Source organism: Sphaerisporangium fuscum, assembly GCF_018531465.1.
GTDB lineage: Bacteria > Actinomycetota > Actinomycetes > Streptosporangiales > Streptosporangiaceae > Sphaerisporangium > Sphaerisporangium fuscum.
Genome location: NZ_JAHDTF010000008.1, coordinates 286,387 through 298,824, shown reverse-complemented (window position 1 = coordinate 298,824; position 12,438 = coordinate 286,387). Strand labels below are relative to the sequence as shown.

Sequence of the window (12,438 nt, the reverse complement as noted above, 5' to 3'; positions counted from 1 at the left end):
CGCACCGCCACCGGCCGCGGCGCCGACGCGGTCCGTCCCGAGCCGGCGCGTTCCGACAGCGGGCGGGGCGTCCCCGCCAGGCCCGACTCCCCGCGTCCGGAGGCGGGCCGCACGGCCACCGGCCCCCACACCGCGAGCCGTCCGGGAGCGCAGCCGGTGTCCGCGTCGCTGCCGGCCGACCCGCTGTCGTCCAGGACCCCGCCGCCCGCCGACCCGCTGTCCGGCAGCCCGCTGACGACCGGCCCGGTCACCACGGGCCCGCTCGCGGGTGGCCCGCACCCCACCGGCTCCCTCGCCGCCGACCCCCTGTCCAGCGGATCGTTCGCGGGCGGTTCGGCCTCCCGCGGCGGTCCGGCCCCCAGGAACGTGCCGTCGGGCCCCGCCTCGGGCCGGCCCCGTTCCGGCGGTCCCGGCGACTCCCCGCGCTCCGGCGGGAGCGGTCCCGACGCGGGCCGCTCCTCCTCCGGGCCGTCGCGCAGCGCGGCCTCCTCCGGCCGGTACGGCACGACGGGCGACGCCCTCGGCACGCCCGCGACCGGTGAGCGGAGCACCTCGCAGTCCTGGCCGGCGCAGCCCGCCTACCCCGCCACCGGCTCCTACGACATCCTCGACGAGCCCGCGCAGCCGTCCGCCTCCTCCAACGAGACCTGGAAGGCCGGCGACTACCAGCTCCCGGGCTACGACGCCTACAACCCGCCCACGCCGTCGGCCGCCTCCTACGAGGTCCGCCCCGGCTGGGCGACCATCGACGACGCCGACGCCGCCACGCCCCCCGGCGGGCTGCAGACGGGCCCGTCGCGGGCGGTGTCCGGATACGAGGGCTCCCCGGCCGGGTACGAACCCGACCGCTACCCGGCCTCGGGCGCGTCGTCCTCCTGGCCGCAGCCGGGCCAGAACACCGGCGGCAGCTGGCCGTCGTACAGCGAGCTGTACGGCAACGGCACGGCGGGCGGCGCCGACCAGGCGGGGCGGCCGTCGCAGGGGTCGTCGTCGCAGGGGTCGTCGCGCGGCGGTCACCACCGCCAGGCCGACACCGACTATCCCGACTATTACCGCTGATCACCCAGCCTTTCGCCTACAGCTGTAAAACGCGGCGGCCAAAGCCTTAACCGGGCGGCCGCCGCGTCGTATGGTCGGCTCATGACCCGCGACACGGAACGTAGCCGCGCCATCACCCAACGCCTCCTCTCGGTACTCCGGCACGATCTCCCGGCCTCACTGGTGGTCTTCCTGGTGGCCGTGCCGCTCTCCCTCGGCATAGCGGTGACGTCGGGCGCGCCGCTGATCGCCGGTCTGATCGCCGCCGTCGTCGGCGGCATCGTCGCCGGTGTGGCCGGCGGTTCGGTCGTCCAGGTCAGCGGCCCGGCCGCGGGTCTCGCCCTGGTGGTCGCCGAGCTGGTGCGCACGTACGGCTGGCGCGCCACGTGCATGATCACGCTGCTCGCCGGGGTGCTGCAGATCGTGCTCGGGGCGTTCAAGGTCGCCAGGACGGCGCTCGCGGTGTCCCCCGCGGTCGTCCACGGCATGCTCGCGGGCGTCGGGGTGGTCATCGCCCTGGCGCAACTGCACGTCGTGCTGGGCGGGCGCCCGCAGAACTCCGCCCTGGAGAACCTCATCGAGCTGCCCAACCAGATCGTGAACAACCACAGCCACGCCGTGGCGGTGGGCGTGCTCACGATCGCGGTGCTGCTGTCGTGGCCGCGCCTGCCCCGCCTGAACGCCGTCCCCGCCCCGCTGGCCGCGCTCACGATCGCGGCCCTGACCGCCGGCGTGCTGGAGTGGGACATCGCCCGCGCCGACCTGTCGCGGGGCTTCAGCGACTGGGTGACGCCCGACCTGCCCAAGGGCGACTGGCACGGCATCGCCGGGGCCGTGCTGCTGGTCGCGCTGCTCGCGGGGGTCGAGTCGCTGCTGTGCTCGGTGGCCGCCGACCGCCTGCACGACGGGCCGCGCGCCGACCTCGACCGCGAGCTCACCGGGCAGGGCCTGGCGAACCTCGTCTCGGGCGCTCTCGGCGGCCTGCCGGTCGCCGGGGTGGTGGTGCGCACCACCACCAACATCAGGGCCGGCGCGCGCAGCAGGTGGTCCACGATCCTGCACGGCACGTGGGTGCTGCTGTTCGCCGCCGGGTTCAGCTGGACGGTGACGCTCATCCCGATGGAGGCCCTGGCCGCGTTGCTGGTGTTCATCGGCGTGCGCATGGTGAACCTCGGCACGGTCCGGGGCCTGCACGGGCACGGCGAGCTGCCGGTCTACGTCATCACGATGGGGGCGGTCATCGTGATCGGCCTGGCCGAAGGGGTACTGGTGGGGCTCGGCCTCGCGGCGCTGTCGGCGCTGCGGCGCCTCACCAGGGTGTCGGTCCAGGTGCGCCTGGAGCCCGGCGACCGCTGGCACGTCGTGGTGACCGGTTCGCTCACCTTCGTGGGGGTGCCCCGCCTCACCGAGAACCTCCGCGCGATCCCGCCCGGCGCCGTGGTCGACCTCGACCTGAACGTCGACTTCATGGACAACGCCGCCTTCGAGGCCCTGCACAGCTGGCGCCTCGACCACGAGCGCACCGGCGGCGCGATCCACATCGACGAGATCCACGACGAGTGGTACACCTCGGCGACGCGGGGCCGGCGGGTCTCCCCGGCCAAGACGCCGCCGAAGGCGCCCGACCGCTGGTGGCTGCCCCGCGCCTACCGCCGCGGCGGTCCGCTGTCCACCATCCCCGTCCGCCACGGAGGCGTCTGGGTCGGCTCCAGAGCCGAGTCACCGGCGTCCGGCGACGCGGGCACTCCCGACCTGCTGGCGGGCACCGCCGACTTCCAGCGGCGCACCGCGCCCCTGGTGCGGCCGTTCCTCACCCGCATGGCCCGCACCCAGGACCCCTCCCACCTGTTCATCACGTGCGCCGACTCCCGCCTGGTGCCCAACCTGATCACCGCCAGCGGCCCGGGCGATCTGTTCACCGTCCGCAACATCGGCAACTTCGTGCCGAGGTACGGCTCCGCCCCGGCGGACGACTCGGTCGTCGCGGCCATCGAGTACGCCACCACCGCGCTCAACGTCCGCACCATCACGGTGTGCGGACACTCCGGCTGCGGGGCGATGGCGGCGCTGCTCAGCGCGGGCGAGAAGATCGGCGGGCTGCCGGGCCTGGGGAGGTGGCTGCGCCACGGCGACCACACCCTGGCGAGGTACATCCTGTCGGATCCGACGGGCGAGGAGCAGGGGCCGCTCGACCGGCTGTGCCGGGTGAACGTCGTCCAGCAGCTCGAGAACCTCCGCACGTATCCCTCGGTGGCGGAGCTGGAGCGTGAGGGGCGGGTGCAACTGGTCGGGCTGTACTTCGACATCGGGGCCGCCCACGTGCACGTCCTCGACCGCGAGCGCTTCACTCCGGTGGCCGCCCTCCCCCGCTGAACGGCCGCCGCCCTCGCCGGCCCGGAACCGCGTGCGGCTCCCGGGCCGGCGGCGCGAGGCGGTGTGCGCTCCCGGCCCGAGCGGCGGTGCCGTTCCGCCACTGGCGAATCCGCTAAATGTGAACGCGGTGGGCCGGGCGGCCGCCGAGGGCCCAGAGTGGTCGGATGAGAATTCTGGTGATCGGGGGCTCGGTCTTCCTCGGCCGGGCGATCGTGGAGGAGGCCCTGCGGCAGGGCCACGAGGTGACGACGTTCAACCGGGGCAGGTCCGGCCCCGACCTGCCGGGGGTGACGGCGGTGCGCGGCGACCGCGAGGTGCCCGCCGACCTGGAGGCGCTCGCCGCCTCCGGCGAATGGGACGCCGTGATCGACGTGTGCGGCTTCACGCCCCGCACCGTCGCCGCCTCCGCGCGGGCCCTGTCGGGACGGGCGCCGACGTACGCGTTCATCTCGAGCGTCTCCGCGATCGACGGCTGGACGGCGAAGCCGGTCGACGAGAGCAGCCCCATCTGGGAGTGCTCCCCGGACGCGGGGCCGGACGACGGCGACTACGGCGTGCTCAAGGCGGGCTGCGAGCGGGCGGTCGAGGAGTACTTCGACGGCAACGCCCTGATCATCCAGCCCGGATTGATCCTGGGCCCGTGGGAGAACGTCGGACGGCTGCCCTCGTGGCTGCGCCGGATGGCGCGCGGCGGCCGTGTCCTCGCTCCGGGCGACCCTGAGGTTCCCATGCGGCTCATCGACGCCCGGGACATCGCGATCTTCACCGTCGACCAGGCGGTCAAGGGGGTCAACGACCGTTTCGTCACCACCGGCCCTGCCGGGAACACCACCTACGGGCGCTGGCTCGCCGACTGCATGGAGGTCACCGGCTCGGACGCCGAGCTGGTGTGGGTGGACGACCGGTTCCTGCTCGACCACGGGGTCGAGCAGTGGACGGAGCTGCCGCTCTGGTTCGCGGCGAGCGGCGAGCTGACGGACGTGTGGAACGTGGGCACCACGAAGGCGGAGGCGGCGGGACTGCGCTGCCGTCCCGTCAGCGAGACGGTGCGGGACACCTGGAACTGGCTGAAGGACCAGGACCTCGCGGCCCTGGAGGCCCGTTTCCCGGCCTGGTCGAAGCACGGGCTCGCCCCTGACAAGGAGGCCCGCCTCCTCGCCGAATGGGACACCGCCCAAGGGGCCGGCCGCGGCTCCGGCGACGAGCAGGAGTAGCGCCGCGGCGCCGCCGGAACACGCCTTCGTCCCGGGCCGTCACCGCGTTCACTGAGCTGTACGGGCGCGGCGGGGGCCGCGGGGCGTCCGGGTAAGGACTAGTGCACCAGAAGGACCTGGAACATAGTCACTGGACCCCTTCGAGGGGTTTTGACCCGTACGACCCCGAGGGGTGATCGGCCGGTGTTAGCGTCTGCGGCGTGGCACACCCCGTGGGGACCATCGGTCCTGATGAGCACGAATCCGCCGGCGCTCCGTCCGGCTCCCGGCCCGACCTGAGGCTGGTCAAGACCCTGCGCCCGCAGGAGTACGACGAGGTTCTCCACGTGGGGCACATCTTCCGCAAGGGTCAGCCGGTGGTCATGGACCTCACGGGCATGTCCGACGCCGAGGCCACGCCTCTGGTCGACTTCGCGGCGGGTCTGGTGTTCGGCCGCCGCGGGGACATGGACCGCATCGCCCACAAGGTCTTCCTGCTGGTACCTCCCGGCGTGGCCCTGAGCGCCTGAGCCACGCATCACGCTGGTACCTCCCGGCGTGGCCGTGAGCGCCTGAGCCGCGCAGCGGCGAGCGCCGCGCCCGGGCACCCCGGGTGCGGCGCTCGCCGTCACGACCTTCGCCCGCCCGCGGGTTACAGCGGCGGCGTGAGGTTGGCGAACGCGGTGCAGTTGCCCGGCCAGGCGGGGTTGTTCCCGGTGCCCGGGGTGGGGTTGACCTTGCACGACGTCTGGGCCACCAGGCCGGTCGCGCTCCGCACCGTGACGTGCAGCTCGTCCCCCATCACCGCCAGGCTGAGGTCCGTCACGTTGCCCGGGTATCCGGGGAGCGAGGAGATGTCGTGCCACGGCGGCGTGGTCCGCGGGTCGCGGATCAGTGTCGTGCCGTCGCCCTGGGCCACTCCGATGAACTTGTTGTTCCCCTGGAAGGCCGTGTCGACGGCGCCGCCGCGCACCACCACCTGGGGCGGGCACTTCACGCACTTGTTGTGGTGGCAGCACCGCTTCTTGAAACCGTGGTCGTCATCGTCCTGCTTCTTGAAGCCGTGGCCGTCATCGTCGTCCCCGGCGACCTGCCTGCGGGAGGTGACGGCGGCGAGGCCGGCCGGCGCGTGAGCGACGTGGCTCGTGACCCGCTGCCCGGGGACGGTCTGCGTCTCCGTACCGGCCTGGGCCGTGGCCGGGAACGACAGCGCGACGACACCACCGGTAATCGCCGTCGCGACCGCCAGAGTCCACGCGGACCTGCCTTTGAAAGGACCTGTTACCCGAGAAATCACTCGGCTCCCCCATATCGCTTGAATTCCGATGAATCGGACTTTCCTCATGCCGCCGCGGCAGCACTGCGACTGGAATACCCATTGACCGAAGCGGTGACGCGGCAGGGAAGTAGCGATACAGAAAACAGAAGACACAACAAAGAAAAGAAACGGCGGTGCCGGTCATTGTCGAATACCTTTTAGACGGGACTCGTCCGCTATCCAGGCGTTCGGCGGATTTCCGGGACAAGAGGCGATGAGCGGCGATGAGGCCTACGATCCGGAGAGCATCACAAAGAGCCGTAATGGGCGGGCCCGATCCCCCACCTTTCCCACTATCCGCCCACACCGCCGCATTTCCGCCCCCGAACACCACACCCATCGCGGCCGCCACCCCTGTCGCGATGACAAAGAGCCGGTAATCATCGCCGCCCAGGATCACCGGGAGCAGGTGCGGCGGGTATGGACACAGAAGTCACCGATGTCCACCGAATGGCGGCGCCTGCCGCCGGATCATCCTGAAAGAGCAGGTGCGCAGCGAGATGCGTATACACGCGATGGTGAGCCCGCCGCCCGCCCTGGCGGCCTACGCACGGCGGCTGGCGCTCGCCGTACTCGTGGCCGCCCTGACCGGCGCCGCCGCCTCGTGCCCGGCGGGCGCGGAGGCCAGATCCGCCCACCACGGGTGGGACGGCGGAGGGCACGGTAACCGTCGGCACATCATCCACAAGGGCTCCGTCCGGGCGCACAACGGCAACGGCAAGTACAACAGGACCTACTCGACCGCGCACAGCCCCACCGACCTGAGCGGGGTGCAACAGGTGTCGAACACCACCGTCAGCGGCAACACCCCCACCCAGACCGCGTACTGCAGGAGGAAGCACTTCTGCAAGATCCGTCAGAAGGTCTGGGTGTCGCGTCACAGGCACTGACCCGGCCGATCCGTGACAGCACATTTCCATATTCCGTCCCTGCCGTGGATTGGACGCCCTTCACCACCGCTCATCGCAATGAAGCGGTAATGACATCCTGCGCCGGGATCACCGGGAACATGCCGAACACCCCGCCGGTCGTACTCTGGCGACGAGAACCGGGCGGACGTCCGGGCTCGTCCATCGCAGCAGGGGGCGACAAAGTGTTTCTTCGTCATGAGGGCGGCCCGTGGAGGATGAGAAAGCCTCTTCTGCGCCTGCTCGCCGGTGCCGCCGCTTCCGCCGTGTGCTGCGGCGTGTTCGTCCCCCTCCCGGCGAACGCGACCGCGGAACGCCCGAGAAACGAGCGGACGGTGCGGGACGACGATCCCGGAAAAGAGGGCCGGAAAACACAGGCCCGCGACGGGAACGGCACCGGCAACCGCAGCGCGACAGCGGTGGACAGCCCCACCAACCAGAGCGGCATCCAGCACACCAGCAACAGCAACATGGGCGGGTCCACGAGCATTCAGAATGCCCTGTGCAAGCGCGTGAAGAACTGCCATATCACGTTGAAGGTCGTCATCGTGCAACCCGGAAAGGTGAAGAAGACCCAGCACGTGAAGACGGTCGACTCCCCGCCGAGGAAGCACGAGCCGCCGGCCGCCCCGGAGGAGGAGACCTCCGGCCCGGAGGACGACTGCGGCTGCTGACCCCCGCACGGGCCGGCCCGAGAGCCCGCGGCCGTCCGGCTCAGCCGCTGCCCGCGGTGTCCAGGGCGGTGCCCACCTGATCGGCCAGGGTCACCGCGACCAGCCGGGCCTGCAGGGGCGGGACGACCCCCGGCGTGGGATCCAGCATGAACCGGCCGTAGTACCGGCCGTTCCTGAACGTGCGCAGCTCGACCTCGGTGCCGGGCAGGCCCAGCCGGTCGACGTCCCAGTGCCTGCGCCCCCAGACCACGCCGCCGTCGGGTTCGAGCCGCGGCGGATGGCCGAGCAGGATGCCGTACTCGAAGCGGCAGCCGCGCAACCCCAGCAGCGAGGTGAGCTGGGCGGCGACGTGGTCGACGATCGTGTCGCGCCCCTTCGCGCTGTGGGCCAGCTCGGCCGTGTCGTGGATCCTGGCCAGGTAGTCGGCGTCGGTGATGGCGACCACCCGCAGCCGCCGGGCGCGGGCCGCCAGTTGCGAGACCGCCAGGCCCACGATGAGCAGCAGGATCACGGTCTGGACGTCGGCCGGGCTGGTGATCGTGAAACGCTGGTAGGGGCGGGTGAAGAAGAAGTTGAACCAGACCGCCGCCGAGAGCGCCGCGACCGCGCCGGCCAGACGGTGACCGGCGGCCGCGACCGCCACGACGACCACGACCAGGACGAGGGCGACGCTGGTGTTGGGCAGCCCCGAGCGGAACGGCAGCAGCACCGCCGCGACGGCCGGCGGCGCCAGGAGTGCCGCCAGCAGCGCGATGCGGTCCACGCCGAGGCGGCGCAAGTAGCGGGACATCGTTCCACACCTCCCGCTCACGGTGTTCGCCGAGGTCAACGCCATAGTCCTACCCACCCGCGCACGACGCCCCGCGAGGCCCGCGGCCAAGAATCCCGCCGCGGCGACGGCGGCCCTCGTCCCTCCCTCCCGCGGCCGGCGTCCCACCGGGCGTCCCAAAGGGCGGTGATCGCGCAGCTCAGAGCGGACGTTTCATCCCACCGTCCCAGGGGCCGTCCGCGCTCTTGTCACCTCCTGCGGAGGAAGGAGAGGCTGACCGGCGTAGGCCACCGAGCGGGACCAGGGGGTATCGCTCGGTGGCCGCCGGTCGCGCGAGGCGCGGCCGAGCCGACATCAAGGGGGATGAACTCTCATGCGCAAGACGATGTCCCGCCTGACCCGTGCCGCCGGCGCGGCGGCCGCCGTCGTCCTCATGACGTCCGGAGTGGCCCTGACGGGCGCGCCCGCCGCGTTCGCGGACACCTGCAGCGGCCGCCTCTGCGGCGCGGTGAAGAACAGGACCGGCCGCACGATGCACATCACGCTCAACCTCGGCGAGGGCAGCGGCTACTGCGACGTGTGGAACTGGCAGGGCGGCCCGGGGGACGGCTTCCGGCACGCCAAGTGCGACCAGCAGGCGTTCGGCAACGGGACGAAGGGCGGCAACGGCACCGGCGTCGACGTGGACGCCTTCACCTTCAACGGCGAGGGCTACCACGAGCGCTTCTCGCGCGTCGGCTCGTGGCACTGGCGGGACAGGGGCGTCTGGACGAAGATCCGGAGCGGGGAGATCGCCGACTGCGGCATCGGCGACAAGAACCAGATCTGGTGCACGGTGCTCTGGCAGGTCGGCTGAGCCACACTGTGCCGGAGGGGCGGGAACGACGTTCCCGCCCCTCCGGCCGCCTCATCGGACGGCGTAGGCGCGCGTGACGGTCTGGGTGACGCCGTCACCGGCGGCGTCGGTCACCGTGGCGCGCAGGGAGACGAATCCCGGCGTGCGCGGGTTGGCGAGCAGCGCCGCCCATCCCGAGCCGGCCGGGACGACGGGGACCTTACGCCAGGTCGTGGCGTCGTCGGTGGACATCTCCAGCTTGATCGAGCGGGGCGCGGCCTCGGGCGCCCCAGGGTTCCTCTCGATCCAGAAGGGCATGCGGGTCAGCGACCCGGGCGTGGCCCGGTTGGCGCCGTCCAGCCCTTCCGGTGCGTAGCGGACCGCCATCAGCGGCAGCGGCCGGGAGGTCTCGGTGCGCGCCGAGCGGAACGTCCAGCTGCTGTCCACCGCCGTGGACAGCGCCGCATCCGGCGACTGCCTGTGCGCGGACACCGCGAGGGTGTAGGTGGCCGGGGCCGCCGGCAGCTCGGCCGCGAGAGTGCACGCGTCCGGGCTCCAGATGACGCAGCCGGCCAGGTCCGTCTTGGCGACCACCTCGCCGTCCCGGGTGAGGGTGGCGGTTCCGGTGGCGGCGGGGTCGAAGCCGGTGCGCCCGGCCACGCCGTCGGTGAACAGCTGCACGGCCGGGAAGATCAGCTTGTCCGCGGTGCGCTCGCCGGCCGCGGTGGTGAACGCGGGGCCGGTCACGGCGGCGTTCCACACCTCGCCGCGCGGCCGCCGGTCCGGGAGGCGGTCGGTGCCGAGCAGCGTGGCGGTGCCCGAGTCGAACTCGGTGTTCCAGGTGAAGCCGGGGGTGCGGTAGTGGGTCATGGTGCCCGGCAGGGGGACGGCGGGACTGGGGAGCATCGACGCCACATCGAGCCCGGGCATGCGGGCCCCGACGACCACCTGACCCGTCCCGGACCCGCCCGACGCCCGGTAGGACGAGGTCACCTTCACCAGGTCGCTCGTCCGCGCACTGTAGGTGGGGTCGTCCGGGATGCCGCCGGTGCGGTAGTCGACGAGGTCGTAGCGATACGGGCTGAGTAAGGCGTCCTTTTTGTGCCACACGGTGCTGGTCATGTAGCGCAGGCCGGCCTGCTTCACGGGAAGCACGTAGTAGTCCGCGTCCGGGTCGCCCAGGGCGTACCAGCCGAAGGACCACGACCCGTTGACGAGCGACAGGATGAACCTCTGGTCGGGCACGGCGGTGGGGTCGTCCAGGGAGAAACGGACCTGCTTGCCCTTGCGGGCGTCCAGCACCACCTCCCGGTCGCCGTCGACCTCCAGGGGAACGTGGGCGGTCGTGTCGGTGGCCTGCTCGTCGAACAGATCCGCGTACAGGTTCCAGTGGCCCTTCGGCAGCCGAACCTTGGCCACGCCGTTCTTGAACGGCAGCGCCTGCCATCCGCCGGTCTCGAGGTTGTAGACCTCGCCGAACGGGAACGCCGGCCGGCCGTCCCTGGCGATGCCGGTGATGGTGACCTCGTACAGTTCCGGCTCCACGTACGCCCCGACCGGCGTCCGGATCACCGTGTCCCCCGCGGTGGCGGTCACGATGCCCGGGTAGTCCCCCGGCGCCTTCTGCCCGGCGTCGATGGTCAGCGTGACCGGCGCCTCCCCGCCGGCCGGCACCTCCAGCCGTCCGGTCGACAGGCTCACCGTGTCGCCGCCGCCGGCGAGGTCCAGGGTGACGGGGGCGTCGCCGGAGTTGACGTAGGTGATGGTCCCGGTGGCCTTCCGCGTGCCGGAGTCCCGCCAGGGGAAGTAGGCCCAGGTATGGGATGGCACGGCGACCACCTGCTGCGCCAGGGCGCGGACCACGTCGACCCGCCCGGCGCCCTGCTGGTAGGGGGAGGCGTTGTCCGCCGTGGGCTTGGCGGAGCCGATCAGGGCCTCCTTGAGCCGTTCACCGTTCCAGTCGGGGTGGCGCTGGGCGAGGATCGCGGCGGCCCCGGCCACGTGCGGCGTGGCCATGGAGGTGCCGCTGTGCGCGACATAGGGCCCGTCGGCGGTGCCGGCCGCCGCCGCGGCGACGATGTCGACACCAGGGGCGACGATCTCCGGCTTGATCGCGTGGTCGCCCAGTCGGGGGCCGGCGCTGGAGAACCCGGCCATCCGATCCTGCCGGTCTACCGCTCCGACGGTCAGGGCCGCGTCGGCGGAGCCGGGGCTGCTCACCGATCCGGGACGGCCCTCGTTGCCGGCCGCGACGACGAACAGCGTGCCGGTCTGCGCCGACAACGAGTTGATCGCCTGCTCCACCGGGTCGAGATCGAGGGTGTCGGTGCCGCCGAGGCTCATGTTGACGATCTTCGCCTTCACCTCCGTGGCGGCCCACTCCATGCCCGCCAGCAGAGCCGAGTCCGTCATGAACTCACCGCCCACCTTGCCGAAGGCGAGCTGGGCCTCCGGCGCCACACCCCGGTACTTCTCCCCGCGACCGGCGATGATCGAGGCGACGTGGGTACCGTGGCCCACCCTGTCCCGCATGTCGGGGTCGTCGGAGAAGTTGCGCTCCTGGGTGACCACGCCCTTGAGGTCGGGGTGGTCATGGTCGTAGCCGCTTTCGAGGACGGCGACCGTCACCCCCTTGCCGGTCATGCCCTGTTTCCACGCCTCGGTGGCGCCGATCTGCTTGGTGCTCTGGTCGAGCGTGAATTCGCGCCGTCCGTCGAGCCAGAGCCTGGTCTTCCCGGCCGCGAGCGTGCGTGTGCCGGAGACCAGGTCCTTCCACGTCTCGCCGGCATTCGCCTTGGGGACGCGCAGCGCGGTCATGCCGAGCTCGGCCATCTGCCGCGTCTGCCGCGCGGCGCGCGGCGCCGGCGCGAGTCCCCCGGGCGACTGCGTGATCACCGGGATGTCGCCGCGGTGCGCGTCGTCGTACCCCCAGGCGAGGAGCTGGGTGACGTCGAACAGCCGCTCGTCCAGCACCCCTTCGGCGACCAGCGGCATCGCGTCTGAGGGGAAGACCAGGAGATGCCCCTTGCGGTACCGCGTCGCGTACCGCACGTGCCGGCCCGGCCCCGGCTCCACCCGGTATCCGCCGCCGCTCGTGACGACGCGGTCGCCGGTCACCAGGGTCACGACACCCGGCCGCGCGCCGCCCTCGGGCGTCCGACCGGCCTCGGCCGGGGGAACAGGTCCCTGTACGGCCACGACACCCACTGCTCCGGCCACGATCGTGGCCGTCAGTGCACTGCCCAACCTCATGCGTACCTCTCGCCATCAGCGGATGATCTACGTCTCTGCTTGGACGATGGCGAAGCCGGCGTTACATGAGCGCCTGCC

The 12,438-nt window shown here is 72.1% G+C and carries 9 protein-coding genes and 1 pseudogene; 7 read left to right on the top strand and 3 right to left on the bottom strand.

Features of this window, described 5'->3' with window-relative positions; translation table 11 throughout:
* The 4 genes and pseudogenes from KIK05_RS12190 to KIK05_RS12175 form a co-directional block, all read left to right on the top strand.
* Positions 1–1,059: pseudogene (locus KIK05_RS12190) on the top strand (hypothetical protein); the annotation flags it as partial.
* An 81-nt stretch (positions 1,060–1,140) separates the two neighbouring features.
* Positions 1,141–3,411, top strand: coding sequence for a SulP family inorganic anion transporter (locus KIK05_RS12185; protein ID WP_214410744.1), 2,271 nt, complete (start codon positions 1,141–1,143; stop codon positions 3,409–3,411).
* 164 nt (positions 3,412–3,575) lie between these two features.
* Positions 3,576–4,625 carry an NAD-dependent epimerase/dehydratase family protein gene (locus KIK05_RS12180; RefSeq protein ID WP_214410743.1) on the top strand — a complete coding sequence of 350 codons (1,050 nt, stop codon included), beginning with the start codon at positions 3,576–3,578 and terminating at the stop codon, positions 4,623–4,625.
* Between the two features lie 200 nt (positions 4,626–4,825).
* Complete coding sequence (locus tag KIK05_RS12175; protein WP_214410742.1) at positions 4,826–5,134, top strand: cell division protein SepF; 309 nt, start codon at positions 4,826–4,828, stop codon at positions 5,132–5,134.
* A 122-nt stretch (positions 5,135–5,256) separates the two neighbouring features.
* On the opposite strand, the gene KIK05_RS12170 is transcribed toward KIK05_RS12175, so the two are convergent.
* Entirely contained in the window at positions 5,257–5,901 is a 645-nt protein-coding gene (locus tag KIK05_RS12170) for a hypothetical protein (RefSeq protein ID WP_214410741.1), read from the bottom strand.
* A 521-nt stretch (positions 5,902–6,422) separates the two neighbouring features.
* On the opposite strand from KIK05_RS12170, the gene KIK05_RS12165 reads away from it, so the two are divergent.
* Together KIK05_RS12165 and KIK05_RS12160 are read left to right on the top strand one after the other, a co-directional pair.
* Positions 6,423–6,812: a hypothetical protein gene (locus KIK05_RS12165; protein WP_214410740.1), complete on the top strand. Its 390-nt coding sequence runs from the start codon at positions 6,423–6,425 to the stop codon at positions 6,810–6,812.
* Positions 6,813–7,048: 236 nt separating this feature from the next.
* The gene (locus tag KIK05_RS12160) at positions 7,049–7,504 is read left to right on the top strand and encodes a hypothetical protein (RefSeq protein ID WP_214410739.1); all 456 of its coding nucleotides are present in this window, start codon (positions 7,049–7,051) and stop codon (positions 7,502–7,504) included.
* A gap of 40 nt (positions 7,505–7,544) precedes the next feature.
* On the opposite strand, the gene KIK05_RS12155 is transcribed toward KIK05_RS12160, so the two are convergent.
* Entirely contained in the window at positions 7,545–8,294 is a 750-nt protein-coding gene (locus KIK05_RS12155; protein WP_214410738.1) for a DUF4118 domain-containing protein, read from the bottom strand.
* A 352-nt stretch (positions 8,295–8,646) separates the two neighbouring features.
* Here KIK05_RS12155 and KIK05_RS12150 point away from each other — a divergent pair, with 352 nt between their 5' ends.
* Entirely contained in the window at positions 8,647–9,129 is a 483-nt protein-coding gene (locus KIK05_RS12150) for a hypothetical protein (RefSeq protein ID WP_214410737.1), read from the top strand.
* A 51-nt stretch (positions 9,130–9,180) separates the two neighbouring features.
* On the opposite strand, the gene KIK05_RS12145 is transcribed toward KIK05_RS12150, so the two are convergent.
* Positions 9,181–12,360 carry a S8 family serine peptidase gene (locus KIK05_RS12145; protein ID WP_214410736.1) on the bottom strand — a complete coding sequence of 1,060 codons (3,180 nt, stop codon included), beginning with the start codon at positions 12,358–12,360 and terminating at the stop codon, positions 9,181–9,183.
* Between the last annotated feature and the right edge of the window lie 78 nt (positions 12,361–12,438).